Origin of the sequence: Pseudodesulfovibrio portus (assembly GCF_026000375.1) — a bacterium.
GTDB classification, from domain to species: Bacteria; Desulfobacterota; Desulfovibrionia; order Desulfovibrionales; family Desulfovibrionaceae; genus Pseudodesulfovibrio; species Pseudodesulfovibrio portus.
On record NZ_AP026708.1, the window covers coordinates 872,183 to 898,465 of the forward strand.

Consider the following 26,283-nt stretch of genomic DNA (forward strand, 5'->3'; position numbering starts at 1 on the left):
AGGCAGGCAATCCGGACATTGTTTATCGAAGCATGCTAATTTTCTTCATCATTTCTCACCACAGCCAATAAGGATTCTCAACGATGCCCGAATTGTCTAAAGCCCAACGGATCGACGCCATTGTGGACACCCGGCTGAACAGTGGGAACTATCGTCACGAAATAGCCCGGTTCGTTGAGCCCGGATCGACCAATATACTTTAATATGGCTTCGGGAACGCATCCCTCCTGCTCGGCCTGCGCCGAGACAAGCAATGCAAAGGCATATATGGTGTCGAGATCAACCCTACTGCCATAGAGAGGGTTGATGACCTGCTGGACAAGACCTGGCTCATCGACCTCAACAAACACGACGCCTGGCTCGAGGAGGAATACGAGGGATTCTTCAATTACATCCTCGCCCCCATGTCTATGGAGCACACCTACGATCCCTGGTATGTGCTCAAGAAGTTCAGCAAATATCTGGCCCCCGGCGGCAAGCTCGTCGTCCAGACCCCCAACGTCCAATGCTGGGAAACCATCTACCGTCTGTTATCGGGCGACTTCCCCTACGTTTCGGGTGGAACCTGGGATTACAGCCACATCCGATGGTACACTCTCAAAAGCTGGATCGACATCGGCTTCGTCGCCGGATTCAACGTGATCTCCATGCTGCCGCAGATTGCAGGCAACCCCGACCTCAGCCATCTGGAAAAACGAAAAGAAATCAAAACACTGCGCCTCCCACCGCCGGAGACGAAATCCAACTACCAGCCCATCGACATCGTCATGCCCGTGGATATCAAGCCGATCTACAACCTCTTTCTGGCCCACGCCTTCGTGCTGCTGCTGGAAAAAGACCGAGACCCCGAGGACTATGACCCCACGCCTGCGGGTGGCTATCTTGAGTCCTACCGACTGAACACGCCGAACTTCCTGGCGGACATAGCGGCCCTGGCCGCCCACCCTATCGTTCCCAGTTCCTTCTCCACTGTCCGCAAAAAAGCCGTCACAGTGGCGGAAACACTTAAAATGAAAGCAGGCAAAAAGGAATAAATCTCAGCGAATCGCAAAATCGGCCCGGCCCGCTCATGCGGATCGGGCCGTCTTCTTCGGACATCACCAGCCACGACTCAATGGCCGCAGTCCTTCCCGGTCGTCCTGCGAAGCCGCGTGCAGGGCCCCGCCATGGATGCTTCTCTGCCTGTGCGCATCAGGCCTTTCGTCCGGCCATCAGCAGTCCTTTGCGACGCTTGCCCGCCGGGCAGGACAGGATGTCCGTGAAGCCCGCTTTCAGCAATGCGCCCTCCAAGTGATCCTTCCCTATGAAATGCGACTTGTAGCCGCTGACCCGGGTAATGAACTGCACCACGGCGGTATAGTTCGGGTCCAGGTCCCCGGCAACGTTCAAGTGATGGGAAACGAACCAGCCCCCCGGCTTCAGGGATTCGTACAACATCCGAGCGACTCCCTCCAGGTCATCCACAAACCCGTAGAGGACATGGGAGGCCAGGGCAAGGTCATAACGATCCGCACCCAACCGTTCAAGGCGCAAATCCATACCCACGGGCTTCAGACGTCCGCCCAGTTCACGTTTCTCTATCCGTCCGCCCACGGCCTCGGCCACGTGGGGCAGGTCCAGCAATTCCCCGGTCATGCCCGGGTAATTTTCCAGCAGGGACATGGAGAGCTCACCATGGTTGCCGCCGATATCGCACAACATCCCGGACTCATTCAGATCGGGCAGCGTCCGAACCAGGGCCAAGGTGTCCTGCAGCCCGCCCAGACGCGCATGCTGGAGCGTTCCGGTCATGGAGTCCTCGGAACCCCATCCGTCGTCCACTTCCTCGCGCATGTCGGACTCGCCCCGCAACAACCTCCCGAGATTCAGCGTCACAAAATCGTTGAACCGCGATTGTAATTCCAGCGCCTTGCCCTGGTAAAAGGGAGACGTGGAGACCAGGTGTTCACCGGCAACCAGTGAATTGGCGTAACCGGTCGGACCGGACACCACCAACTGCATACCGGCGAGCAGCTCCAGCAGCGCCTCGGTCGGTTCTTCCTCAAGGCCGAGTTTCCCGGCCACCGCCGCAGCGGTCAGCGGCCCCTGCTCCAGGGAATCGAACAGCCCCATGCGGGCGCTGTCCATAATGGCGCTGAAACCCACGCCCTGCATCAGCATCGTCTCAACAAAGGAAAAATCGCTTTTCGGGGTTTGCATCTGCAACCTCCTTGTACTGATTGTTCGAGTCATTCCAGATAGGAATCCATCCAGACATGCATCTGCCTACAGAATCCCTCAATCACTCCAAACCGCTCAGTGTCCAAGGCCGCCAGGTATTGCAGAAAGTCCCTGTCATGATCCATGTGGAACTCCATGTGCCTCTCATGGGCCATCCGCCCCTTTTCCGTCACCGTCACCAACATTCTTGAACGTTTCTCCGGGTCAGGCTCCTTTTGGACAAATCCCCGCTCCGCCAGTTTGCCCACCATCTGAGACGAGGCCCCCTTGGTGGTGCCGAAGGCATCGCCCAGTTCCGTGACCCCGACCGGTCCGTTTTTCGCCACCCAACTGACGGCATGAATTTCAGCAGGGAAAAGCGTTTCATCGGGGGCGACCGTCAGGGGGGACTTGCTCACTCGGACATATTTTTCCAGAACAAACCCTAAACTTGAGAAAAGGCGTTGCATTTCCGGTGTAATTTTCATGACCTATTAGTATAGCAGCTAAACCAATTAGTCAAGCAACTAAACAACTTTTCGATGCAACAAAGAAGCCGCCCTTCAGGCGGCTTGTCTTCCCATACGGAGAATCAAGGCTTCAGCCCATCCGCTCCAACGCTTCACGCGCCAAATCCCCTACCGTCAGGTCGACGATTTCGCCGTCCCGAAAGGTGCGGATTTCGTTCCCGTCGTCCCTGAGGGCCTCCAGCCCGGGCTTGGCCGCCCGCGCCTTGATCAGGCCCAGGGTCCAGGCCGCGTAGGCGCGGTTGTGCGCGTCCTCGTCGTCCAGCCCTGCAATCAGGAAGCGTTCGCTGGGGGCGACCAGTTCAGGGCGCGCGCCCGCCAACCGGGCCAGGCCCCAGTAGACGTCGCGGCGCAATTCCGGATGGTCCAGGAAGTTGCCGTCGCACTTCTCGTCGCAGAAAATGTAGGAAGACAGTATCTTGTGGAATTCCTTGGCCACGCGATCGTTGCGCACCATGGCCTCGGCCATGAAATGGGGAATTCCCCAGCCCAGGTTGCCGGACTCCTCGTTCATGTACCACATGAGCGTGCGCATGAGCACACGCGCCTTTTCCATGGACGCGCGGGCAAGACGGTCGGCGGTCAGGCCAAAGGCCGTGACCGAACGCCAACGCACCTCCTCGGCCTTGTCCAGACGGAGGTTGAGCAGGGGCGCGACCAGATCACCGGGACGACAGGCCTCGAGTTCGTCGAGCCTGTCCCGCCAGTCGGAAGCGGAAAGTATTTCGCGGACCTGTTTTTTCGTTCTGCGGAAACGGGACATGGTAGCTCCTTGGGCAAATAAAAGGGGGCCGTCAGCTGACGGCCCCCTCATAATAATCACGATTTGCGCGTTCGCAACAGGAACGAATCCTATTTATTGTTTTCCTCGACTTCCTTCTTGAAGTCCTCGAGCACCTCGAAGCCGGACTCCTCGGCCTTCCGGATGCACACGGCGGCATCGGCCCAATCACCGTTGTGGGCATCGATGATGGCCTTGTTGTTCCAGGCCGGGCCGAAGTTGGGCTGCCTCTCCAGGAGCACCTTGAGAATCTTGTCCGCCTCCTCGTAGTCGCCCATGGTGATGAGCAGAGTGGACATGGTGGCCTGTGCCTGAGCGAATTCCGGGTCCAGCTTGAGCGCCTTCTTGAGCGCCTTGTGCGCCTTGTCATGCTCGCCGAGCTGCATGTAGACGAAGCCGATGTTGCCCCAGGGCACGGCAAAGAAAGGCCGCTGCTGGGTGGCCTGGACATTGTAGTTCAGGCAGGACTCCATGTCGTCGCGCTGCAGGGCGATGCCGCCCAGTTGCACGTAGCCCTCGGCCATGCGCGGGGAATGGGCCACGGCGTCCAGGAACTCGCGCTCGGCTTCCACGAAGTCGCGGCGGGTCAGGTAGGCCACGCCGAGATTGTAGTGGGTGTTGCCACAGGTGGGATTGACTTCCAGCTTGCCCTTGAGATCGGCAATGTACTCGTCGATATTGTCGAATTGTTCCATGTCGCTATCCTTGATCTATGGCTCAACGCCGTGTTTCTTGCAATGTTCCGCGTACCAGAGGCAAAAATCGAATACGGGACGGACCTTCTCGAAGTTCATGACCATCATGACGTTGAACTCGTTGACCTGGTCGATGTACTCCTGGTTCGTATTCCGGCCCGATTCCCGGATGAACAGCTGGGTCAGCTCCGCCTGGGTGTAACCGGTCTTGTCCTTGCGGATGTCGATGGGGTCGAACGGGGCCGCGAACGGGTCCCACTTGTCATACCCCATGCGGTCCACGAACCGGCGACGCCGGGGGGACATCTTCTCGTACATATACCGCTTGCGGTCGGCGATCTCCTCGTCGGAGAGATCTTCATAGTTGATATTGTCCGTCATGCTATTTTTTCCCGCCGCCGAGCACGATGGATTCGCCGCAGGACTCGCAGGCGGCCTTGGACTGGGTGCAGCTCGCGCATGCCTCGGACTTGGGCGCTTCCGGCTCTTTCCGGGCCGTGGCGGCCATGGCCTCCACAGCCTCCTTGCCGAGTTCCCGTTCAGCGTGTTCCCTGGGCACCGTCAGCTTGGCGCCGCCGCCCACGCCGAGATATTCCGCGTCGTACTCGGTGACGACGGCCATGGAGACCGGCAGCAGGATTTCGCCCAGCTCCTTGTACTTGGAGCCGATGCCTTCCTTGAGCTCGCGCCCGATGTTCAGCAGCTTGTCCAGGATGATGTCCATGTTCACGGTGGGGTATTTCTCGCCGCCCTTGAAACCGGACTTGCCGCACACGTGGGGTTCGCCGCCGATGGAGGTGGGCACGCCGTACAACCGGCAGGTGATGGGCCGGTGCTCGTAGATGGAGCAGAGGTCATTGTCGTCCAGCATGGGACACCGGACGCGCGCCTTGGCGACTTCCATCAGGATTTCGCTGGTGGGCGCGCCCTTCTGGGTGGCCATGTAGACCTTGCGCTTGAGCTTGTGAATCTGGCGGTCGGCCTTGTCTGCGCGATCCATGATGGAGGACCGCTCGAGGCCGGAAAATTTTTCATTGAACTTGGCATTGATGTACATGGCTTCCACCAGGGTGACATCAAACAGGGCGTAGCAGCAATCGCTGCAGCCCTTGCCGCATTTGACCAGGTCGGGCACGTCGTTTTCAAAACGCTTGAAAACCGACTCCACTTCGGCCACGACGGCCTCGTACTTTTCGAAGTATTCGGTAAAATCTAGGGCCATGTATCTCACTCCTGGTCCGACCCGCGCAGGCAAGCGCGCGCCATGGGGTTTCGCTCAGATCAATTAAGTCGTGAATGGAGGCCGTCAACCGTCGGGGCCGAGAAAATCGGGCGAAGATGGGCCCGGAGGAGAAAAAAAGACGCCCGTAGGCGACGGCAGGGGGCAACCGGAGTCGCCCGATGCAGAAATGGAACGGGAGCGACGAAAAATCGTCGCTCCCGAAACCATATCAAAACTGGAGACTAGTTCTCTTCGACGGTGATCGCGTCAGATTCGCAAACCTCAACGCAGGACTCACAACCGAGACACTCGTCTTCGTTCACTGCAACGGCTTTGCCGTCCTGAAGCTCGTAGACTTCAACCGGACAGACGTCGACACATTCGCCGTCGCCAGTGCACTTGTCGTGATCGATAGTGATAGTATAGCCCATTTTTCCCTCCAAAAAAGAATTTGGGATGCCCGATTAGCGGGCCTGTTTCGCGCGCCGGCGGATTGTCACGAGACATTGCCGACACATTTTCAAAGTACGCTACCGGCCCGGAGAGGCCGGGCACGAATTTGCTGATATAATCAAGCCAGCCCTGTGTCAAGACATGAAATCCCTTTTCAGGACAAGGACAAAAACGTAGACAAGGGGTTACGGCTTGAGGTGCGGCCCCGAGTCGTTTACCCTGCCGGAGCATATTCGAACCCAAACCCGATCGAGGCATCCATATGTTTACCAAGGACGAACTGAAAAAATACGCCGAAACCCTGTGGTGGGGACTGTCCACCGCCCGGACCGAATCTTTCCGGCCCGGCGACTACGTGCTGCTGCGTTTCGACACGGACGCCCTGCCCCTGGCGGAGACCGTGTTCGACATGCTCATCGAAAAGGGCATCAACCCGGTGGCGCGCCAGAACCTGACCGCCAACATGGAACTCTCCTTCTACGGCAAGGGCACGGACGCCCAGCTCACGGACATCCCGGCGGGCGACAAGGAGCTCATGGGCGGGCTGAACGGGCTGATCTCGCTCATCGCCCCGTCCTCCCTGACCCACCTCCAGGCCGTTGACTCGCGCAAGATCGGACAGGCCGCCGTGGCCCGCAAGTTCATGCGCGACATCATGGAAAAACGCGAGCAGTCCGGCGACTTCGGCTGGACCCTCTGCGTCTACCCCACCCCGGCCCTGGCCGAGGCAGCCGGGTTGTCCATGGACGAGTTCAAGGCCCAGGTGGTCAAGGCGTGCTTCCTGGACGACGACAACCCGCCCGCGCGCTGGGCCGACATCTTCGAGGAGGCCGAAAAGGTCAAGGCATGGCTCAACAGCCTGGCCATCGAGCACGTGCGCGTCAAAACCGAGAACACCGACCTCGTCGTGGTGCCCGGCCGGGACCGCCGCTGGCTCGGCGTGTCCGGCCACAACATCCCGTCGTTCGAGATATTCCTCTCGCCGGACTGGCGCGGCACCGAAGGCGTGTACTATGCCGACCAGCCCTCCTTCCGCTCCGGAAACTTCGTGGAAGGCGTGCGGCTGACCTTCGAGAAGGGCGTGGCGACCAAGGTCGAGGCCAAGACGGGCGAGGAATTCGTGCAGAAGCAGCTGACCCTGGACGAGGGGGCCAACCGGCTGGGCGAATTCTCCCTGACCGACCGCCGCTTCTCCAAGATCAACGCCTTCATGGCCAACACCCTGTTCGACGAGAACTTCGGCGGCGACCAGGGCAATTGCCACGTGGCCGTGGGCGCGTCCTACGCGGACACCTATGCAGGCGACCAGTCCACCCTGGATGCGGCAAAGAAAAAGGAACTCGGCTTCAATGACTCAGCCCTGCATTGGGACCTGGTCAACACCGAGCGCAAGACCGTCACCGCCACCCTCAAGGGCGGCGAGGACCGTATCATTTATAAGGACGGCCAGTTCCAGTACGAATAGGGATTGCCTCCGGCGGCCGGGGGAAGGGGAGGAAAAACCCTTTGAAAAGGGTTGTTTCCTCCCCTTCCCCCGGACCCCCATCCCCTCCTTTTCCCAAACTTTTTGGGGGCGCATTCGCGCGGTTTGGGGGAAGCGGGGAGACTATTTTTGCATGATAGTGTGGCGGAAAACGTTCATTGGGAGAAGAAGAATGGCCAAGAGAAATATTTATTTGGAGACCGTGCCGCCCGAGGAGGCGGTGGAGCGGGCCAAGGCGGCGCTGGATCGCGACACGCTGCTCTCGACCGAGACCGTGCCCACCCATGAATCGTGCGGGCGGGTGACGGCCGGTCCGATCTTCGCCAGATACTCCTCGCCCACCTTCCACGCCGCGGCCATGGACGGCATCGCGGTCAAGGCGGAGTCCACCTTCGCCGCCCGCGAGGACGCGCCCGTGGCCCTGAACCACGGGGACGAGTTCCTGTTCGTCAACACCGGGAACCCCCTGCCCGAGGGGATGAACGCGGTGATCATGATCGAGAACGTGGTCCAGAAGGACGAGGTCACGGCGCTCATCGACGCGCCCGCCTTTCCCTGGCAGCACGTGCGCCGCATCGGCGAGGACATCGTGGCCACGGAACTGCTCCTCCCCCAGAACAGGGAGCTGACGCCCTGCGACATCGGCGCGCTCATCTCGGCGGGCATCTATGAAATAGAGGTCCGGGAGCGGGTGCGCACCGTCTTTCTGCCGACCGGCGACGAGGTGCTGAACTTCCTGGACAAGCCCGAACCCAGGGCCGGGCAGGTCATCGAATCCAACTCCCAGGTGTTCAAGGGCTACGCCGACTCATGGGGCATCGACGCCGCCTGGTCGAAACCCGTGCCCGACGACGAGGACACCCTGCGCGAGGCGGTGCTCAAGGCGCTCGAGGACGGTCGCCACATGGTGGTGGTCGGCGCGGGCTCCAGCGCGGGGAGCAAGGACTACTCGAAAAAAGTCTTCGAATCCATCGGCACGGTGCTGGTCCACGGCATCTCGGTCATGCCGGGCAAGCCCACGCTTTTGGGCGTGACCGACGAACGCAGCGGCTTCCCCGGGCGGCTGCTGGTGGGCGCGCCGGGCTATCCCGTGTCCGCCGTGGTCTGCCACGAAAAAATCCTGGCCCCCATCGTCCACTGGCTGATGGGCAAGGCCCTGCCCGAGCGGTCGCATGCGGACGTCATCCTGGCGCGCAAGACCCCTTCCAGGCCGGGCATGCGCGAGGCCATCCGGTTGGCTGCCGGACGCATCGGCGATCAGATCATTGCCGCGCCGCTGGCCCGCGGCGCGGGCATGATCACCACCATGACCCGGGCCCAGGCCGTGACCTACATTTCCGAGGACGTGGAGGGCGCGGAACAGGGCCAGAAGGTCCACGCCGAACTGCTGGTGGGCGAGGCGGAACTGGACCGGGTCCTGGTCCACGTGGGCAGCCACGACAACACCCTCGACCTCCTGGCCAACGAGCTCATGGGATTGCCCGTGCCCCTGCGGCTCGTATCCAGCCACGCGGGCTCCATGGGAGGACTGACGGCGCTCAAGGCGGGGTCCGCCCTGTTCGCGGGAGCCCACCTCTTCGATCCGGATTCCGGGGACTTCAATTTCCCGTTCATCGGCCGCTATCTCAAGGGGGTGGACGTGGCCGTGTTCAACCTGGCCATCCGCCACCAGGGCCTCATCGTGGCCAAGGGCAACCCACTCGGCATCACCGGCGTGGACGACCTCAAACGCGACGACGTGACCTTCATCAACCGCCAACGGGGAGCCGGGACACGCATCCTCCTGGACCACCACCTCAAGACGGCCGGAATCGATGCGCGCGAGGTGAACGGATATGAAAACGAGGAGTTCACCCATATGGCGGTGGCCGTGAACGTGCTCACCGGAGCCGCTTCCTGCGGCCTGGGCATCTTTGCGGCGGCCAAAGCGCTGGACCTCGACTTCGTGCCCCTGGCCCGCGAACGCTATGACCTGGTCATCCCTGCCAGGCATCAGGACGACCCGCGCATCACGACCCTGCTCGACGTCATCCGCTCGGATGACATCAAGGCCAAGATCAAAAATCAGGGTGGATATGAAACCGACCTGACCGGCCGGGAAATGGAACCCGGAATGGGATTGAACGGCTGACAGCCGTGAGGGCAGGCCGCAAGGGAAGGCCCCAAAAAGTTCAAGGCCGATGTGTTGTTCTCACACACATCGGCCTTGAACTTTTTGCAGCAGCGCCGCAAACGTTGCTAGAGGAGCGAGGCGCTCGCCCCCGCATCCTTGAGACGGACTTCAGTGGCCTTTGGGCCGGTCTCTTCATCGACCAGGCCGAAGGTGACCTGCTCGCCCGCCTCCAGGGTCTGGAATCCGTCACGGATGATCTCGGTATAGTGGACGAACACGTCCCTGCCGTCCGCATCGGTGATGAAACCGAAACCCTTCTGCTCGTTGAACCAACTCACTTCGCCTTCCAAACGCACTTCAGCCTCCTGAATAATGACATCTGGTCGGGATCATATCCTTTGCATCGGATATTGGCAATGCGTCGGACGCATGCCGCATCATCCCTATTCCTCTTCGGAAGCACCTTCACCGGCATCGTCATCGTCGTCATCGTCGTCATCGACGCCTTCAACGTACTCCTGCCCGTCCTCCAGACGCTTGGCCAGTTTGCGCTGTCGCTTTTCTTCCTTTTTCTTCTTCTTTGCCATCTCTTTCTGACGTTTTTGAAACTTGTAATTGGGCTTGGCCAAGATATCCTCCTCACTATGGTGATCGGTCTTCGAGACCGAATAGAAAGGCCCGCCTCTCCCCTAAGGTGAGGCGGGCCCGAATTGCCGGATCGCGCCGGAAAGGCGTTATTACCAGCGAGGACGCTCGGCGCGGGGCTTGGCCTCGTTGACCTTGATGTTGCGACCGCCGAAATCCTTGCCGTCCAGGGCCTCGATGGCGTCCAGGGCAGCGGAATCATCGTCCATCTCGACAAAGCCGAAACCGCGCGGGCGGCCGGTCTCGCGATCTTCGATCAGTTTAACGGAAGAAACCGGGCCGTGAGCCTCGAAGGCGGCGCGGACTTCATCTTCGGTTGCGGACCAGGGCAGATTGCCGACATAGATGTTCTTGGACATGGATAACTCCTCTCGAGTGATATATGATGCAGATGCATCGATGTAAATATAAAAGAAGCAGTATACACGATATGCACACTGCTTCTCGATATACCTGTTCTCTCTTAAAACCAGCCCGGGCCAACATTCAGACCGCGCCCCCGTGGGCTCCGCTGGTAACTAAGTGGCAGGATTATTCTCATTTATCCGGAAAAGTCAAGGGGTATTTGCAAAAAAAAAGGCAAATTATTCCAAAATGAAACGTCTTTACCCTTCATGCGGTAAAAAATCCGCCTCGTATTTCTCGCGTTTTCCGCAGAACAATTGCCGCCCCGAATCAAGGGCCATGACCCGGTTGACGGACGAAATCCGGTCCCCACCGTGATGCGTGACCAGGATGATCGGCGTACCGGCCCGGGCCAGTCCCTCGACCATGTCGCGCATGACCGTGCGGGAGCCCGCGTCCAGCCCGGAAAACGGCTCGTCGAGCAGCAGCAGTTTCGGCCCCGGCGCCATGGCCCGGGCCAGGAAGACCCTTCGCTGCTGGCCGTAGGACATATGCCGCAGCCGACGCGGGCCGAGGCCGTCCAGGCCCACCGCCTTGAGCCACCTGGCCGCGCCCAGCCGCTCCTCGCTGGTGGGCTCGTCCAGCATGCCCACCGATCCGCGATAGCCGGACATGACCGTCTCCTCGGCGGTCACTTCCCAGCCGAGTTCCCGGCCGTAGGTCGCCTGCAGATCAGGGGAGACGACGCCGATGAGAGACCTCGCCTCGTCCATGGTCAACCCGCCCAGCCTGTGGATGACGCCCACCCCGAGTTCATCGTCGGCGTACGGGGCCATCTCGCTGGTGATCAGCTTGAGCAGCGTGGACTTGCCCGCCCCGTTGTCGCCGAGCACGATCCAGTGCTCGCCCGGCAGGACCTGCCAGTTGACGGTGTCCAGAATCCGGGTCCCGTCCACCACCACCGACACGTTCTCCATGCGCAGCAGAAATTCGAATTCAGCGGGCGGGGCCGCCACGGGCACGTCGCAGGCCACCATGTCCGGGGCGGTCTCCCGCAAAAGGCCCTCGGCCTCAACGCGCGGGCCCCGGGCCGCCATCCTGCCGCCTTCCAGGACCACGGCCTCTTGGATGCAGTCCGGCAGGTCGCCCGCACGGTGCGCGGCGCAGACCAGAGTGGTGCGCTCCCCGGCCAGTTCGAGCAGTTCGAGGACCTCGCCCCTGCTCCCCTTGTCCAGCCCGTCCAGGCATTCGTCGAGCAGGAGGACGTCCGGGCCCGGTGCCAGGCCGCGCACCACCAGCAGCCTGCGCACCTGGCCTGTGGAAAGTGTTCCCAACTCGCGATCGGCCAAATCGCCGACACCCAGCCGGTGGATGACCTCGTCCGCAGCCGCCTCCTGCTCCGGGGTCGTTTCCTCGTACAGCATCGGGGTATCGAAGAACCCGGCCAGGATCACGTTGCGCCCGGTGACGCGCCGGGCGTGAAGATAATAAAATTCCTGCATGTCCGCCGAGACCATGCCGATGCGTTGGCGCAGACCGACCACGGAATGCTGCGGTCCCTGGCCGAAATCATAGACCCGCTCGCCGCCCGCATCCGGGAGGATCTCCCCCCGAAGCAGGCGGAGGAAGGTGGTCTTGCCCGATCCGTTGACGCCGGTCACGGCCAGATGGCGGTCCCGGACGATGGCGCAGGAAAGGGGGCCGAGAAGCCGTCTGCCGTTGCGGGTCACGGTCGCGTGGGTCAGGGAAATCAGTGGATGCATTTGTTTATTCTCGCCTTTCTTTCGCCTGTTGGCAACCCGCAGTGTTGCCAGTTTCCCCGCTCCGGCCTATGCTGGACACATGCCCGAAACCGTCGCCATTGCCCGCGTCCCCGAATACGACTCCCCCCTGCTCGACACGGCCACCGCCCAGGTGCTGGAAAACTCGGGGCTTGCCGTGCGCCCCGGCGACAGGGTGCTGGTCAAGCCCAACCTGGTCAACTCGTCCAATGCGCGCCATTGCACCACCCATCCGCAGGTGGTCCGGGCGGCCTGCGCATGGCTTCTGGACCGGGGGGCCGCTGTCACGGTGGCGGACTCGCCCGCCTTCGGCCCGGCGTCCCGCGTGGCCCGCGCCTCCGATTTGGCCCGGGAACTGGCCGGGCTGGGGATCGGGGTAAAGAGCCTGAAGCGGGCCGCGCCGCTTGAACTGACGGGCGGGGGGACCATCGGCCTGTCCCAGGACGCCCTGGAAGCGGACCGCATCCTGAACATGCCCAAGCTCAAGGTGCACTGCCAGATGACCATGTCCGGCGCGGTCAAGAACCTGTTCGGCTGCGTGGTCGGCTTCCGCAAGGCCGTGGCCCACTATTCGCTGGGCCATTCCCACGAGGTGTTCCGGTCCATGCTCATGGACGTGTATGCCGCCCTGCCGCGCACCCACCACCTTCTGGACGGCGTCCACCCCCTGCACAGGGACGGCCCCATCAACGGCCACCCCTTCGCGCTCGGCATGCTGGCCGCGTCAGCCAACGGCGTGGCCCTGGACACGGCGGCCTACACTGCGGTCGGCCTGACCCCGGAGCGGGTCCCTCTCTGGGGCGAGGCCGTGCAGCGCCAATTGCCCGGTTCCGACCCCGGCCGCATAGCCTACCCCATGGAGCAGCCCCACAACTTCGACGCCACCGGGTTCATCCTGTCCGCCGAACGGGAACTGGCCTTCCGCCCCCTGCGCCTGATCCGGGGGAGGGTCCGCAGTCTTCTGGAACACTTTGAAAAATAGCAACCCCTTGCGCTTACCTGACTTGAGTTGTATGGAACGTCCATGACTCTTGTTCGGCAGCGGTTTACCATCACCGGTCAGGTCCAGGGCGTGGGCTTCAGACCCTTCATCTATCGGATCGCCATGGACAGGGGCGTCACCGGTTCGGTGAACAACTCCTCGGCCGGGGTACTCATCGAAATCCAGGGGACCCAGAAACAGGCCGACGGGTTTGCCGAGGACCTGGCGGACAAGCTCCCGCCCCTGGCAAAGGTCGTCACCCTCCAGTCCGAGAGCCTGGACGTGGTCGAGGGCGAATCCGAATTCATCATACTCGAGTCAACGGGCGGCGTCGGCCATTCCGTACTCATCTCCCCCGACGTGGCCACCTGCCCGGACTGCCTGTCGGACATGGACGACCCGGACAACCGCCGCTACCGCTACCCGTTCACCAACTGCACCAACTGCGGGCCGCGCTACACCATCACCCGGTCCATCCCCTATGACCGCCCTCAGACTTCCATGTCCAGGTTCGAGCTGTGTCCGGACTGCCGCAAGGAGTACGAGGACCCGCTGGACCGGCGGTTCCACGCCCAGCCCAACGCATGCCCCCGGTGCGGTCCCAAGACCTGGCTGACCGACAACCAGGGGGCCGTCATCGCCCAGGGCGACGAATCCCTGCGCCGACTGGCAGCCGAACTCGGGGAAGGCAAGATCGCGGCGGTCAAAGGCCTCGGGGGATTCCACCTGGTCTGCGACGCGTCCTCGGATCTGGCCGTCGCCACGCTTCGCGAACGCAAATTCCGACCGGACAAACCCCTGGCGGTAATGGTCCCGGACATGAAGTCCGCCCACATGCTGGCCGACATCAGCCCCGCCGAGGAAGACTGGTTGACCGGCATACACCGGCCCATCGTCCTGGCGGCCAAGCGCGAGCCGTTCATCCTGTCCGGACACGTGGCCCCGGACACGAATTTCGTGGGGCTGATGCTGCCCTACACCCCGCTTCACCACGTGCTGCTCAATGACTTCAGGAACTGTTGCGACCCGGTCCCGGCCCTGGTCATGACCTCCGGCAACATGAGTTCCGAACCCATCTGCCTCGACAACGACGAGGCCCTGGAGCGCCTGGGGAACATCGCTGACCTGATGCTCTTCCACAACCGGGACATCCTCATCCGCACGGACGACTCCGTGGTCCGGGTCAACCCGGTGAGCAGCGACCCGCTGTTCATGCGCAGGGCGCGCGGCTTCGTCCCGGCCCCGGTCTTCCTGCCCGAGGAAGGCCCCACCGTACTCGGCACGGGGCCGGAGCTGAAATGCACCATGACCCTGACCAAGAAGGACCAGGCCTTCCCCAGCCAGCACATCGGCAACATGTCCAACCTGGAAACAATGGAATTCTTCAAGGAAATCCTGGCCCACCTCCAGGACATCCTCCAGGTCCGGCCGGAGCTGATCGTCCGCGACCTGCACCCCGACTACATGACCTCCACCCTGGCCGAGGAGATCGGCAGGAAAATGGGCGTGCCCGTGGCCGCCCTCCAGCACCACGTGGCGCACATCTACTCGGTCCTGGCCGAAAACGGACACACGGGACCGGCCCTGGGGCTGGCCCTGGACGGAACCGGCTTCGGCGAGGACGGCACCATCTGGGGCGGCGAATGTTTCATGGTCATACCGGAAATGCTCGAGCACCAGCGGCTGGCCCACTTCTCCCGCATCCGGCTGCCCGGCGGCGAGGCCGCGGTCAGGGAACCCTGGCGCATCGCCCAGGCCGCCCTGTGGGAACTGGGTGTCCGGGAACCGGGCAAATACGCCTGGCCCTGGCTCAAGGACTTCGAGAAAGAAAGCCGCTTCCTGCCCCGGATCATCGAAAAAGGCATCAACGCGCCCCTGACGTCCAGTTGCGGCAGACTGTTCGACGCCGTGGCCGGGCTGTGCGGCCTGGCCGACACCATCTCCTACGAGGGACAGGCCGCCATCCGGCTGGAAAAGGTCCAGGACATGAACGAAAAGGGGGCCTATCCCTGCCCCCTCACCTCGGCCGACCCGGTGGCCCTGAACACCCTCGAACTGGTGGCCGGTGCCCTGGAAGACCTGGACAACGAGGTGCCCGTGCCGGTGGTGGCCCGCCGGTTCCACAAGGGACTGATCAACGGGCTGACCGAAATGGCCTTCTCCTTCTCCATGCTCCTGGATATCCACCACGTGGGGCTGTCCGGCGGGGTCATGCAGAACCTGACCCTGGCCACGGAACTCCCCATGGCCCTGGAAGGCGCGGGCCTGATTCCCCTGGTCCACAAGCAACTCCCGCCCAACGACGGTTGCATCTCGCTCGGGCAGGCGGTCTGGGGCCAGAGGAAACTGCTGCTCTAGGCATGACGGCGACCGTCCCGTGGGCGGCCTGGGCCTCCAGTTCTGGGTCAACCTGCTGCTGACCATCCTCGGCTACTTCCCGGGCCTGGTCCACGTCATCTGGTTGCTCACCCGAAAGAAATAGACGCAAAAAAGGGCCGGAGGATCATCCTCCGGCCCTTTTTTGATTCTTGGTTCCACGGCTAGATGGTCACGCGGGCGACGCCGTCGATGCCTGCCAGGGCGGCGCGCACTTCCTCGCTGGGCTTGGCGTGGACCATGTACACGGTCTGGACCTGCTCGCCGAGCTTGCGGGAGTTGTTCTCGCGGATGTTGACGCCCATCTCGCCCATGACGGTGCCGAACTTGCCGAACATGCCCGGCGTGTCAGCGTGGGTGATGAAGATGGTGTAGACCTCGGTGCCCTCTTCCTCAACGGTCTCGCCGACGTTGACGGAGTTGCCGTACTCGCCGCGCCGCAGGTAGCCGGTGACCACCTCGGCGATCTCCATGCCGGTGCGCACGCCCGCGTTGCGGGTGGAAGCGCCCAGGTGAGCGGACATGACGATGTTGTCCAGCTCCTGGAGCTTGTTCTCGAAGGGCAGCCCCTCACGCTTGGGCTCGGTCTCGTAGCAGTCGAGCGCCGCGCCCGCGATCTGGCCTGTCTTGAGCGCGTTGTAAAGCGCGTCCTCGGCCACGTTCTTGCCGCGTGAGGCGTTGATCAGGAAGGCGGTATCCTTCATCTGCGCCAATTGCTCGGTGTTGATGACCGGCTCGGTGCCGCCGCAGTGCAGGGACACGAAATCCGACTGGGCCAGCAACTCGGGAATGGAGTCCACGTAGGTCAGGGGCGCGTCGATGGACCGGTACATGTCGTAGCCGATGACCTTCATGCCGAGGGCGCCCGCCTTGGCGGCCAGGGCCTGACCGATGCGGCCGCAGCCTATGATGCCGAGCGTCTTGCCGAACAGCTCCACGCCCTTGAAACGCTTCTTGTGCCAGGTGCCGTTCATCAGCGTATGATGGGCAAAGGGCACGCGGCGGGCGATGGCGAACATCAGGCCCAGCGCGTGTTCGGCGGTGGCGTTGGTGTTGCCGTTGGGCGCGAACTTGACGATGACGCCGAGTTCCTTGGCCGCTTCGAGGTCGATGTTGTCGGTGCCCACGCCGCCGCGACCGACGATCTTGAGCTTGCCGCCGTTTCGGACGCCCGCTTCCAGCAGTTCGCGGGTGACCTTGGTGGCCGAGCGCACGAGCAGGGCGTCGAAGGAGCCGATCTCGCTCATGAGGTCTTCCTCGTCGCGCTTCTCCGTCTCGATGATGAAGCCCTGCTGCTTCAGATATTTCTGGGCCTCTTCGACCAGGCCGTCGTTGGCCAGGATGCGTTTGTTCATACTCTCTCTTCCCCTTGTGCTATTACAATTTCTTCAGTTCCACTTCGAGCTTGCCGAGGTATTCGCCCAGCATGTCGGGCATGATGTCGCCCATGTGGCCCACGCGGATGACCAGGCGGCGGCCCGCCTCTTCCAGGGCGGCGTTGAGCTTTCCGTAGCCCGGGTCCATGAGATAGCCCCCGCCGCGCAGCGCTTCCTTCACGCCCTTCTTGAGCTGGGTCACGGTCACGCCCGCAGGGCAGAGCACGGTGGACACGGTGGGCGAGCGGTAGCCCTCGGGAGCGAACATCTCGAACCCGTCCAGGCCCGCGACCCATTTCTCGACCATGCCCCGCATCTCGATGTGCCGGTTGAACCGGTTCTCGATGCCTTCCACGTTCACGATGTGATCGAGCTGCACGTACATCTGGTTGGCCAGGGTGCAGTTGGGAGTGGTCAGGGTCTGGTTCTTGCGGGCGCGGCCCAGGTGCTTGGTGATGTCGTGGTGGTGGCCCTTGTTGGTCACCTTGGCGGCCTTTTCCTCGGCCTCCCCGGAAACGAAGCCGATGCCGAAACCGGCGGGCAGGGCCAGGGCCTTCTGGGTGGCCGTGGAGTACATGGCGGCCCCGGAATTGGACAGGTCGAGGTCCGCGCCGCCGAAGATGGACACGCCGTCCACGATGGGCATGGCCCCGTGCGCACGGATCAGCTCGCAGGTGGCCTTCATGTCGTTGACCACGCCGGTGGAGGTCTCGTTGTGGGTGAAGGAGACCAGATCGGGCTTGAGTTCCTTGAGCTTGTCCTCAAGCACGTTCAGGTCGATGGCCTGCCCGTAGTCGAACTTGAGGTTCTCGGACTTCTTCCCGTTATGGTCGGCCAGATTGTAGTACATGTCGCCGAAGGCGCCCACGGACACGTTCAGGATGGTCTCGCCCTCGGCCACCAGGGAGCGCACGGACGCTTCCATGGCCGTGGAGCCCGACCCCAGGCAGAGAATGGGTTCATAGTCATCGCCGCACCCGGCCAGCTTGCGCAGGTTTTCGCGGATGGGGGCGAACCGGAGGTCGTTTTCCGCGTCGCGATGCCCGAACTCGGGGAGCCGCCCCGCTTCCTTGATCTCGTCTCGGATATATGTAGGTCCGGTGATAAACAGCTTCAAAAGCGCAAAATTCGGTTTGCTCATGATCTCAATCCTTCACTGAATGTAACGACAAGGGGGAATCTCCCGAACACAAAAAAATGTTCACGTTCAGTATAACGGGAGCCGCGAGAAGGCAAGACAGGATACTGACGGGACGATTATTCGGCATCACCCGGCCAAGTCCGAACATAGCGGACGAACACACCGAAAAATCAGACCGATTCCGGCCGTCATGGCCATAAAAACGACGCCGCCCTTATCCCGCGCACGCGAAGACGCCGCCACCCGGAACCGTACGCGATCAGGCAAACGGACCCGGTACGGCTTTCGCCGATTTCAGACTTAAAAAGTCCACAATAAAAAACCGTTACGGAGTTGTTATAATTTTCAAATACACATTTACACGTATTCACAAACACGCCTATGCTCTAGCCGACTATCTTGAGCCACCTTTACCACAGGAGAAAAGGAAAGCTGTCATGCTGAACAATTTACGATTACGTGTGAAACTCGGTATCGGATTCGGCGTTGTCCTGTTCCTGACGATGGCCATGGCCGCCATAGGCCTGAATGGTATGAGCAATGTTCAGGACCGCGTCGACAAGGCCGACGACGTCAACCGGCTGGTGCGTTTCATCCTGGAAAGCCGGGTGCAGGAGAAAAATTTCATGCTCCGAAAGGACGTCAAGCTTCTCGACGGACATGCGTCGTCCCTCAAGGCCCTCTTTGCCCAGGCCAAAACGACCAGCGACAAGTTCGACCAGCAATTGAACAAGGACCAGATGGCCGAGGTGACCGCCTCGGTCGGGGAATACGAAAAGGCCTTTGCCTCATACGTCGACCTGGAAAGACAGAAGAATGAAGACATGCAGGCCATGCGCGTCGAGGCCAATATCGCCCTGGAGCAGACCGAGGCCCTGCGCACCGCGCAGAAGGAACAATTCCAGGCCCTGCTCACCTCCGGCACCGCCTCCACGGCGGATATCATGGACAAGCTGGACAAGGCGGACGATGCCAACCGGATGATCAAGTGGTTCCTGGACGCCCGCAAGAACGAGAAGGAATACATCATCTCTTCCGACCAGGCCTACCTCGACAAGCACGGGGAGGGCCTGCAGAAGATCCAGACCCTGGGCAAGGACCTCGGAGACCGGCTCAACGCCAAAACGAACATCGACCTCCTGAACAACGTCAACCAGGCATTGGTCAGGTACCAGGCTGAATTCGATGGCTTCGTCACCTGCATGAACAAGCAGGTCGAAGCAGAGAATGTTATGGTCGCGGCGGCGCGCAAGGCCGACGAGGTCTGCCGCGCGGCCCGGGCCGACCAGAAGCAGAAGATGATGAGCGAAATCACCAGCGCCAACGTCCTGAGCATGAGTTCAGCGGTCGCGGCCCTGCTCCTCGGACTGGCCGCAGCCACGTTCCTGACCCTGTCCATCACCAGGCCCATCGCCAAGGGCGTCAACTTTGCCAAGGACATGTCGAAGGGCGACTTCTCCAAGACGCTGGACGTGAACCAGAAAGACGAAATCGGCGTCCTGGCCGCCGCGCTCAACAACATGGTCGTCAAGCTCAGGAAGGTTGTCCAGGAAGTCGGCGGGGCCACGGAAAACGTGGCCGCAGGCAGCGAGCAACTGTCGGCCTCGGCCGAGGGCTTGTCCCAGGGGGCCACGGAACAGGCCGCCGCCATCGAGGAGATTTCCTCCTCCATGGAGCAGATGGCCTCCAACATCAGCCAAAACGCCGAGAACGCGAAGCTCACGGACGACCTCGCCAACAAGGCTGCGGCGGACGCCCGCGAAAGCGGCTCGGCCGTGACCCAGACCGTGGATGCCATGAACTCCATCGCCGAGAAGATTTCCATCATCGAGGAAATCGCCCGCCAGACCAACCTGCTGGCCCTGAACGCGGCCATCGAAGCGGCCCGGGCCGGTGAACACGGCAAGGGATTCGCCGTGGTGGCGGCGGAAGTGCGCAAGCTGGCCGAGCGCAGCGGCACCGCCGCCGCCGAGATCAGCGATCTGTCCAGCTCCAGCCTGGCCGTGGCCGACAAGGCCGGCACCATGCTGAAACAACTGGTCCCGGACATCGAAAAGACCGCCGCCCTGGTGCAGGAGATATCCGCGGCCAGCGACGAGCAGAACGCGGGCGCGATACAGGTCAACCAGGCCATCAGCCAACTCGACCAGGTCATCCAGCAGAACGCCACGGCTTCCGAGGAGATGGCCTCCACCAGCGAGGAGCTGTCCGCACAGGGCCAGATGCTGCAATCGACCATGGCCTTCTTCAAGATCAATGGGCACGGGCGCGGCCACAGCGCCGGAACCAGGGTGAGCGTCGCCCGGACCGCGCCCGCCGCCCTGCCCACGGCGGAACCCTCCGCAGCCGAAACGGGCATGGAGTTGGCCATGGATGACCAGTCAGAGGAATTCGAGCGCTTCTAAAATAACAGTTCGCCGGATCCGTTCCGGCTTACCTCCGGTATTGGGGCGCGGCAATTGGTGCCGCGCCCTTCCTTTTTTCCCCGCATCGCCGAAAACCGCACACAGACCGTTGCCCTTCATGACATTTTCAAGTAAATATCTAGAAAACAACACCAACGGTATCCGAGACTTCCCATGAAGAGCATATCCCTGGTTGACCAGTGCATCGAAAAATTCATCAAGGGCGGCCTGAAGCGCTACTCCCCCCACTTCTACGGCAAGGGCGCGATACAGGAGATGCTGGACTCCGGCCTGTTCATGGCCGACCCGGTCATCGCCCTGACAGAGGACGGCATCGAGCGCGCCGAACACCTCGGCCTGATCACCGAGTTGAAGAAACGCGGCATGCTCGCCGCGCTCGAGCACAGCGGCGTGGAATTGAAGCGAAACCGGGGCGGCGAAGACGAGGGGACGTCTCAGGTGGCGTAATACGGAACAGCACGCAAAAAAATCGACGCTCAGCAGCCGAGGCCTTGATGGACACCACCCATCAGGGCCTTTTCACGTCCCTGGAAGGCGGCATTCCATCATCTCGCGGCAGATCGTGAACAGCGGACAAACCGCAATGCCCCTGGACGCCGGATACCTTTCATGACGTTGGCGACCGTCGCCTCCACGCAGCCGTGGATCGCTCAATGAGCATGGCCCACGCCGGTGTCAGGATAAGGGAAAAAACGATCGTGGAAATGGTCATGTGGTACGCGTAATCGCTGATAATGGATGCTTCGTGCCCCACTGCGGCCAGGACAAAACTGAATTCGCCTATCTGGGACAGCAATGCTCCGGCGAGAAGGCTTTCGTGCCATGGTGTCCGCAGCACATGCAGGATGGACGCATTGATGAACGTGTTCGTGACGAACAAAACCAGCACAAGCATCAGCAAAGCCATAGTGTTGAGCCTGATGAAATCGAGGTCGATCTGCGTGCCGATAGACACGAAAAACAGCGCCAGAAACACGACCCTGAACGGATTCAGATTCTCATGAACCCATTGCGTTTCCTTTGCCGAAGACACGACAAGGCCCGCCAGGAAGGCTCCCAGACCGGCCGAAAGGCCCAAAAGGCCGGAGACCAACGCAAGCCCGAAGCACAGGATCAACGCCATGAAAACCTCGTACTCCTTGTCCCCCTTTCCGCAAAAATTCTGGTAGCATGGAAGATTGATATGTTTTTTCCGGGCAAGAAACGCGATGAGCAGCAGGCTTGCAACGCAACCGATGCCTTGAAGCACCAACTCCCCTGCAGACGGAGTTTGCCCCCTCAAGAACTGCATGGCTATGAGCATGAAGACGATGGCGACGTCCTGCACCAGCAGAATGCCGATCAGATTGGAACCCAACCGGGTATGGAGTTGGTCGCGGAGTTCAAGATATTTGAGGACCACAGCCGTACTGCTCAGGCTGACGACAAAGCCGAGCAAAACGATCCTGGCGACGGGCCACCCGAAGAAAGTGCCGATCGCCCACGTGCAGCCCAGGCTCAACACTATCTGCAACAGGGTTCCGAGGCCCGACACGAGCCAATGCTTGAGCAGCGTTGCCAGCGGCACTTCCATCCCCACAAAGAACAGGAGCAGGATCACCCCGAACTCTCCCATCCGGGCGATCACGGCCTGATCCTGGATCAATGCCAAACCCTGCGGTCCGAGAACGATACCGGCCAAGATATAACCGATAACCGAAGGCTGCCTGAACCGCTCCATGACAAACCCGATGACAAGGATGCAAAACGCTGCGCCAACTATGCCGGGAATCAGTGGGTCCATGTGCATGAAAAATCTCCGGGAACGAAGTCGCCGTTTGGGCTGCCCCGGCCACAAACGTCACGGCCGACACGGGGCAACTGCACTGAATGCAAAAATCGCATGGGAGTTGCGCCCCGTCAATAGGAGAGACGGGTATATGTTGCCGGATCATTGAGCGACGCGGATATCCCTCCCCGTCAAACTTGCCAATGCAAAAAAAAGGGCTTAACTCTCACTCCTTCACCAACTCATGGAGTAATCAGTAATGGCCCAACTCGGTCCCCATATTTCCATATCGGACGAACAGCTCATCACCCGCGCCTTCGGCGTGGTGGACATGGAGCGCTTCCAGAACTGGCCGGACAAAGTGAAGAAACTCGCCTCCAACCTGGCGGCGGAACTCTTTCTTGTCCGATACAATCCCTTCATTGATCCCGAAATGGTCAAAAAGGCCGTGGAACGGCGGCTGAACATGTCCAAGCCCATGCTGGACCGCGAATTCGCCAAAATCCTGGAAAAAGGCATCGAGCTGTTCTGGGAACGCCACGACCGCGAGCTCGCCTTCCGCGACGCCATCATCGACAGGCTGCGCGCCTTCATGCCCGAAGACGCCATCGGCCACGAACCGCACAGCCGCGTGGAGTCCGCCACGGACGCCACCGACCTGCGCATGGAACTGCCCATGCTCGTGCTCTTCCCCGAGACCGAAGCGCAGATCCAGTCCGTTGTCCGGCTGGCCAACGAGATGGACTTCGGCATCATCCCGCGCGGCGGCGGCACCGGCGCAACGGGCGGAGCCATCCCGGCCCAGGCGCGGTGCGTCATCCTGTCGCTCTCCCGGTTCAAGAAGATCATCGACATCGACCCTGACGAGCGCACCCTGACCACGCAGTCCGGCGTGATCACATTAAACGCCATCCAGGCCGCGGCCAAAAAGGGGTTGCTCTTCACCGTGGACCCGGCCTCCAAGGCGGGATCGAGCCTGGGCGGCAACATCGCCGAAAACGCGGGCGGCCCCTTCGCCTTCGAGTACGGCACCACCATCGACAACATCCTGTCCTACCGCATGGTCCGGCCCGACGGCTCGCTCATCACCGTGACCCGCCGGGACCACCCGCGCCACAAGATTTACGAGTTCGACGAGGCGATCTTCGACATCACCGACGAACAGGGCGCGCACATCGACACCGTGACCCTCAAGGGCGACGAGATCCGGGGCAAGGGCCTGGGCAAAGACGTGTCCAACAAGTACCTGGGCGGCCTGCCCGGCGTGCAGAAGGAAGGCACGGACGGCATCATCACCACCTGCTCCTTCGTCTGCTACCCGCAGCTCGCACACTCCCGCGTGCTCTGTCTGGAATTCTTCGGCCGCAACATGCGCAACGCCATGCTCGTCATCAAGGATATCGTCGGCATGCGCAACACCATCCGCGAGGAAGGCGACCTGGTCAAGATTTCGGCCCTGGAGGAATTCGGCCCCAAGTACGTGCAGGCCATCGAGTACCAGACCAAGTCCACCCAGTACGAGGGCGACCCCATTTCGGTGATCATCGTCCAGCTCGACTCCAACGACAAGGAGGCCCTGGACGGGGCCACCCAGACCGTGCTCGCCATCGCCAAGCCCTATGACGGCGTGGACATCTTCGCGGCCCGGGACGAAAAGGAGGCCGAACTGTTCTGGGAGGACCGGCACAAGCTGTCCGCCATCGCCCGGCGCACCTCCGGCTTCAAGATCAACGAGGACGTTGTCATCCCCATGCAGGTCATCCCGGACTTTTCCGAGTTCCTGGAGGACCTGAACCTCATCTACCTGGCCAAGATATACGACAAGACCCTGGACAAGGTCATGGACCTGGAAGGCGTCAACGAGCACGACGAGGACGTCAGGGAAGCGCGCAGGCGCATCGGCGACATCCTGTCGGGCAAGGTTGCGTCCACCGATTTTTCCGACACCGAACAGGAGGCGCAATGCCGGTTCCTGTTCCTCAAGCTGCGCGACACCTATCCCAAGCTCGACCGCGAGATAAAGGCGCTGTGGCAGGAGATGCAGTTAAAGCGCATCGTCATCGCCAACCACATGCACGCGGGCGACGGCAACTGCCACGTCAACCTGCCGGTCAACTCCAACGACGCGGAAATGCTCGCCTCGGCCCACGAGGCCGCCGACACGGTCATGGCCCGCGTGCTGGAGATCGGCGGGCAGGTGACCGGAGAGCACGGCATCGGCATCACCAAGATCGCCTTCCTGTCCGAGGAAAAGATCGAGGCGCTCAAGGCCTACCGCAGGAAGGTGGACCCCAACGGGATATTCAACCCCGGCAAGCTGACCTCGCGCCAACTGCCGAGCAAGCCGTTCACCTTCTCCTTCAACCGGCTCATTCAGGACCTGAACGCCACGGCCCTCAAGGACAAGGAAGCCCTCATGGGGCTGCTCAGGAATATCCAGACCTGCACCCGCTGCGGCAAGTGCAAGCAGGTCTGCCCCATGTACCACCCGGCCAAGGGGCTGATGTACCACCCGCGCAACAAGAACATCGCGCTCGGCGCGCTCATCGAGGGCATCTACTATTCGCAGGTCCAGACCGGCGAGCCCGCCCATGAACTGATGGCCGAGCTGCGCGACCTCATGGACCACTGCACGGCCTGCGGCAAATGCCAGGCCGCCTGCCCGGTGAAGATCGACTCCGCCGGGGCCGCCCTGTCCATGCGCTCCTTCCTAGACTCCAAGGGCAAGTCCGGCCACCCCATCAAGCAGATCGTGCTGCGGAACCTGGCCAAGGACCCGGCCGCCACCCTGCCCATTGCGGCCAAGGTGCTGTCCGTGGGGCAATCCCTCCAGGACAAGACCATCGGCATGATCCCGGCCCGCTGGCTGTCCCGGATCGAATCGCCCGTGGTCAAGCACCGCAGCCCGTCCATCGACTTCCGCAACCTCGCCCAGAGCCTGGAACTGGAAAAGGGCTCCATCTTCAAGTCCCCGGGCGCGGACCGCGACGACACCGTGCTCTACTTCCCGGGGTGCGGCGCGTCGCTCTTCTCCCGGTCCATCGGCAAGGCCTCGGTCTACCTGCTGCTCAAGGCGGGCGTGAACGTGGTCCTGCCCGACCACCACATGTGCTGCGGCTACCCGCTGCTGGCGAGCGGCTGCGAGGAAGCCTACAAGACCAACCGCCACCGCAACGTCCAGGCCTTCCTGGACCTGCTGGTCAAGACCGGCAAGGCCGGTCTCAAGGCCACCACCCTGCTCACGGCCTGCGGCACCTGCCGCGAGTCCCTGGAGACCTACGACTTCTCCTCGGAACTGGCCGACCCGCTCAAGCACCTCGACGTGGTCCAGTTCCTCATGGAACGACTGCCCGCCATGCGCGGGGCCGAGCCCGTGCTCTACCACGCGGCCTGCCACACGGAGTGGACCGGCGTGGCCAAGTTGAAGGCCCCGGAAATGTACCGGACCGCACTGGCCAAACTGACCGCCGCCGAGGTGGACCTCTCCCCCGGCTGCTGCGGCGAATCCGGCCTCGGGGCCATGACCAGCCCGGCCATCTACAACAGGCTGCGCGACCGCAAGAAGGAACAGCTCGCCGAGGACCTGGGCGCCGACAGGCACAAGCCCGTGGTGGTCGGCTGCCCGTCCTGCAAGGTGGGCATCAAGCGTTCCATGCTGCAGATGAAACGGCACAACCGGGTCATCCACGCCGTGGAATACCTGGCCGAAACCGTGGGCGGCAAACGGTGGAAGCGCGAGCTCAAGGAATTGCTCAAAAACGCCGAGAGGAAAGGGGCGTAAGCCTTCGACCGCCTCACCGGACATCGATTTCGTTTTCCGTTTGAGCCCCAAAAGACAGTCTGTGCGGCGCACCATGTTCCATGCATGGTGCGCCGTTTATCCAGGGCCGATTCGCGGGTATCGTCTCGGGGAAGAACTCCGGCGGGAGACTCTGCCTCTTGACCCTGGCCGGGTTGCGTGTTTGTTAGA

23 protein-coding genes are annotated in these 26,283 nt (G+C 61.8%); 9 read left to right on the plus strand and 14 right to left on the minus strand.

Annotated elements, in window-relative coordinates; genetic code table 11:
- The first annotated feature begins 263 nt into the window (after positions 1-263).
- On the plus strand, positions 264-1,034 hold the full coding sequence (locus OO730_RS04300) for a methyltransferase domain-containing protein (RefSeq protein ID WP_323373378.1): 771 nt from the start codon (positions 264-266) through the stop codon (positions 1,032-1,034).
- A gap of 157 nt (positions 1,035-1,191) precedes the next feature.
- Here the strand turns inward: OO730_RS04300 and OO730_RS04305 are convergent, their stop codons facing one another.
- The 7 genes from OO730_RS04305 to OO730_RS04335 all read right to left on the minus strand — a co-directional run bounded on the left by OO730_RS04305 (position 1,192) and on the right by OO730_RS04335 (position 5,855).
- Entirely contained in the window at positions 1,192-2,199 is a 1,008-nt protein-coding gene (locus OO730_RS04305; protein WP_264983343.1) for a methyltransferase domain-containing protein, read from the minus strand.
- A 29-nt stretch (positions 2,200-2,228) separates the two neighbouring features.
- Complete coding sequence (locus OO730_RS04310; protein ID WP_264983345.1) at positions 2,229-2,687, minus strand: MarR family winged helix-turn-helix transcriptional regulator; 459 nt, start codon at positions 2,685-2,687, stop codon at positions 2,229-2,231.
- Between the two features lie 112 nt (positions 2,688-2,799).
- Positions 2,800-3,489 carry a DVU0298 family protein gene (locus OO730_RS04315; RefSeq protein WP_264983346.1) on the minus strand — a complete coding sequence of 230 codons (690 nt, stop codon included), beginning with the start codon at positions 3,487-3,489 and terminating at the stop codon, positions 2,800-2,802.
- 89 nt (positions 3,490-3,578) lie between these two features.
- Positions 3,579-4,202 carry a tetratricopeptide repeat protein gene (locus OO730_RS04320; protein WP_264983347.1) on the minus strand — a complete coding sequence of 208 codons (624 nt, stop codon included), beginning with the start codon at positions 4,200-4,202 and terminating at the stop codon, positions 3,579-3,581.
- A 15-nt stretch (positions 4,203-4,217) separates the two neighbouring features.
- Positions 4,218-4,583: a hypothetical protein gene (locus tag OO730_RS04325; protein ID WP_264983348.1), complete on the minus strand. Its 366-nt coding sequence runs from the start codon at positions 4,581-4,583 to the stop codon at positions 4,218-4,220.
- Between the two features lies 1 nt (position 4,584).
- Positions 4,585-5,424, minus strand: a complete 840-nt coding sequence (locus OO730_RS04330) for a YkgJ family cysteine cluster protein (RefSeq protein ID WP_264983349.1) — start codon at positions 5,422-5,424, stop codon at positions 4,585-4,587.
- 242 nt (positions 5,425-5,666) lie between these two features.
- A complete protein-coding gene (locus OO730_RS04335) occupies positions 5,667-5,855 on the minus strand; it encodes a ferredoxin (RefSeq protein ID WP_264983350.1) in 189 nt (62 codons plus the stop codon).
- A gap of 284 nt (positions 5,856-6,139) precedes the next feature.
- Here OO730_RS04335 and OO730_RS04340 point away from each other — a divergent pair, with 284 nt between their 5' ends.
- Both OO730_RS04340 and OO730_RS04345 read left to right on the plus strand, forming a co-directional pair.
- Positions 6,140-7,342, plus strand: coding sequence for an aminopeptidase (locus tag OO730_RS04340; RefSeq protein WP_264983351.1), 1,203 nt, complete (start codon positions 6,140-6,142; stop codon positions 7,340-7,342).
- A 190-nt stretch (positions 7,343-7,532) separates the two neighbouring features.
- On the plus strand, positions 7,533-9,491 hold the full coding sequence (locus OO730_RS04345) for a molybdopterin biosynthesis protein (protein ID WP_264983352.1): 1,959 nt from the start codon (positions 7,533-7,535) through the stop codon (positions 9,489-9,491).
- A gap of 107 nt (positions 9,492-9,598) precedes the next feature.
- Here the strand turns inward: OO730_RS04345 and OO730_RS04350 are convergent, their stop codons facing one another.
- The 4 genes from OO730_RS04350 to OO730_RS04365 all read right to left on the minus strand — a co-directional run bounded on the left by OO730_RS04350 (position 9,599) and on the right by OO730_RS04365 (position 12,226).
- Positions 9,599-9,829, minus strand: a complete 231-nt coding sequence (locus OO730_RS04350) for a cold shock domain-containing protein (RefSeq protein ID WP_264983353.1) — start codon at positions 9,827-9,829, stop codon at positions 9,599-9,601.
- A gap of 87 nt (positions 9,830-9,916) precedes the next feature.
- Entirely contained in the window at positions 9,917-10,102 is a 186-nt protein-coding gene (locus OO730_RS04355) for a hypothetical protein (protein WP_264983354.1), read from the minus strand.
- 108 nt (positions 10,103-10,210) lie between these two features.
- On the minus strand, positions 10,211-10,477 hold the full coding sequence (locus OO730_RS04360; protein WP_264983355.1) for an RNA recognition motif domain-containing protein: 267 nt from the start codon (positions 10,475-10,477) through the stop codon (positions 10,211-10,213).
- A 246-nt stretch (positions 10,478-10,723) separates the two neighbouring features.
- Positions 10,724-12,226, minus strand: coding sequence for an ATP-binding cassette domain-containing protein (locus OO730_RS04365; RefSeq protein WP_264983356.1), 1,503 nt, complete (start codon positions 12,224-12,226; stop codon positions 10,724-10,726).
- A 79-nt stretch (positions 12,227-12,305) separates the two neighbouring features.
- On the opposite strand from OO730_RS04365, the gene OO730_RS04370 reads away from it, so the two are divergent.
- From OO730_RS04370 to OO730_RS04380, 3 genes are read left to right on the plus strand one after another with little or no spacing between them, the layout of a single operon-like run.
- Positions 12,306-13,226 (plus strand): DUF362 domain-containing protein, encoded by a 921-nt coding sequence (locus tag OO730_RS04370; protein ID WP_264983357.1) that lies wholly within the window; start codon positions 12,306-12,308, stop codon positions 13,224-13,226.
- A gap of 42 nt (positions 13,227-13,268) precedes the next feature.
- On the plus strand, positions 13,269-15,584 hold the full coding sequence (gene hypF, locus OO730_RS04375) for a carbamoyltransferase HypF (protein ID WP_264983358.1): 2,316 nt from the start codon (positions 13,269-13,271) through the stop codon (positions 15,582-15,584).
- A 19-nt stretch (positions 15,585-15,603) separates the two neighbouring features.
- Complete coding sequence (locus OO730_RS04380) at positions 15,604-15,708, plus strand: YqaE/Pmp3 family membrane protein (RefSeq protein ID WP_264983359.1); 105 nt, start codon at positions 15,604-15,606, stop codon at positions 15,706-15,708.
- Between the two features lie 58 nt (positions 15,709-15,766).
- On the opposite strand, the gene OO730_RS04385 is transcribed toward OO730_RS04380, so the two are convergent.
- Both OO730_RS04385 and OO730_RS04390 read right to left on the minus strand, forming a co-directional pair.
- On the minus strand, positions 15,767-16,957 hold the full coding sequence (locus OO730_RS04385) for a phosphoglycerate dehydrogenase (protein ID WP_264983360.1): 1,191 nt from the start codon (positions 16,955-16,957) through the stop codon (positions 15,767-15,769).
- Between the two features lie 22 nt (positions 16,958-16,979).
- Positions 16,980-18,119, minus strand: coding sequence for a pyridoxal-phosphate-dependent aminotransferase family protein (locus OO730_RS04390; protein ID WP_264983361.1), 1,140 nt, complete (start codon positions 18,117-18,119; stop codon positions 16,980-16,982).
- 437 nt (positions 18,120-18,556) lie between these two features.
- On the opposite strand from OO730_RS04390, the gene OO730_RS04395 reads away from it, so the two are divergent.
- Complete coding sequence (locus OO730_RS04395) at positions 18,557-20,524, plus strand: methyl-accepting chemotaxis protein (RefSeq protein ID WP_407681908.1); 1,968 nt, start codon at positions 18,557-18,559, stop codon at positions 20,522-20,524.
- A gap of 174 nt (positions 20,525-20,698) precedes the next feature.
- Positions 20,699-20,992 (plus strand): hypothetical protein, encoded by a 294-nt coding sequence (locus tag OO730_RS04400; RefSeq protein ID WP_264983363.1) that lies wholly within the window; start codon positions 20,699-20,701, stop codon positions 20,990-20,992.
- A gap of 160 nt (positions 20,993-21,152) precedes the next feature.
- On the opposite strand, the gene OO730_RS04405 is transcribed toward OO730_RS04400, so the two are convergent.
- Positions 21,153-22,328, minus strand: coding sequence for a cation:proton antiporter (locus OO730_RS04405; RefSeq protein WP_264983364.1), 1,176 nt, complete (start codon positions 22,326-22,328; stop codon positions 21,153-21,155).
- A gap of 244 nt (positions 22,329-22,572) precedes the next feature.
- Between OO730_RS04405 and OO730_RS04410 the strand changes: the two genes are divergently transcribed.
- Positions 22,573-26,094 (plus strand): FAD-binding and (Fe-S)-binding domain-containing protein, encoded by a 3,522-nt coding sequence (locus tag OO730_RS04410; RefSeq protein ID WP_264983365.1) that lies wholly within the window; start codon positions 22,573-22,575, stop codon positions 26,092-26,094.
- Positions 26,095-26,283: the final 189 nt, after the last annotated feature.

Excerpts from the sequence above, each read along its gene's own strand:
- OO730_RS04305 (WP_264983343.1), bottom strand. The coding sequence starts at position 2,199 with ATGCAAACCCCGAAAAGCGATTTTTCCTTTGTTGAGACGATGCTGATG.
- OO730_RS04310 (WP_264983345.1), bottom strand. The coding sequence starts at position 2,687 with ATGAAAATTACACCGGAAATGCAACGCCTTTTCTCAAGTTTAGGGTTT.
- OO730_RS04315 (WP_264983346.1), bottom strand. The coding sequence starts at position 3,489 with ATGTCCCGTTTCCGCAGAACGAAAAAACAGGTCCGCGAAATACTTTCC.
- OO730_RS04320 (WP_264983347.1), bottom strand. The coding sequence starts at position 4,202 with ATGGAACAATTCGACAATATCGACGAGTACATTGCCGATCTCAAGGGC.
- OO730_RS04325 (WP_264983348.1), bottom strand. The coding sequence starts at position 4,583 with ATGACGGACAATATCAACTATGAAGATCTCTCCGACGAGGAGATCGCC.
- OO730_RS04330 (WP_264983349.1), bottom strand. The coding sequence starts at position 5,424 with ATGGCCCTAGATTTTACCGAATACTTCGAAAAGTACGAGGCCGTCGTG.
- OO730_RS04335 (WP_264983350.1), bottom strand. The coding sequence starts at position 5,855 with ATGGGCTATACTATCACTATCGATCACGACAAGTGCACTGGCGACGGC.
- OO730_RS04340 (WP_264983351.1), top strand. The coding sequence starts at position 6,140 with ATGTTTACCAAGGACGAACTGAAAAAATACGCCGAAACCCTGTGGTGG.
- OO730_RS04345 (WP_264983352.1), top strand. The coding sequence starts at position 7,533 with ATGGCCAAGAGAAATATTTATTTGGAGACCGTGCCGCCCGAGGAGGCG.
- OO730_RS04360 (WP_264983355.1), bottom strand. The coding sequence starts at position 10,477 with ATGTCCAAGAACATCTATGTCGGCAATCTGCCCTGGTCCGCAACCGAA.
- OO730_RS04365 (WP_264983356.1), bottom strand. The coding sequence starts at position 12,226 with ATGCATCCACTGATTTCCCTGACCCACGCGACCGTGACCCGCAACGGC.
- OO730_RS04370 (WP_264983357.1), top strand. The coding sequence starts at position 12,306 with ATGCCCGAAACCGTCGCCATTGCCCGCGTCCCCGAATACGACTCCCCC.
- hypF (WP_264983358.1), top strand. The coding sequence starts at position 13,269 with ATGACTCTTGTTCGGCAGCGGTTTACCATCACCGGTCAGGTCCAGGGC.
- OO730_RS04385 (WP_264983360.1), bottom strand. The coding sequence starts at position 16,957 with ATGAACAAACGCATCCTGGCCAACGACGGCCTGGTCGAAGAGGCCCAG.
- OO730_RS04390 (WP_264983361.1), bottom strand. The coding sequence starts at position 18,119 with ATGAGCAAACCGAATTTTGCGCTTTTGAAGCTGTTTATCACCGGACCT.
- OO730_RS04395 (WP_407681908.1), top strand. The coding sequence starts at position 18,557 with ATGCTGAACAATTTACGATTACGTGTGAAACTCGGTATCGGATTCGGC.
- OO730_RS04400 (WP_264983363.1), top strand. The coding sequence starts at position 20,699 with ATGAAGAGCATATCCCTGGTTGACCAGTGCATCGAAAAATTCATCAAG.
- OO730_RS04405 (WP_264983364.1), bottom strand. The coding sequence starts at position 22,328 with ATGGACCCACTGATTCCCGGCATAGTTGGCGCAGCGTTTTGCATCCTT.
- OO730_RS04410 (WP_264983365.1), top strand. The coding sequence starts at position 22,573 with ATGGCCCAACTCGGTCCCCATATTTCCATATCGGACGAACAGCTCATC.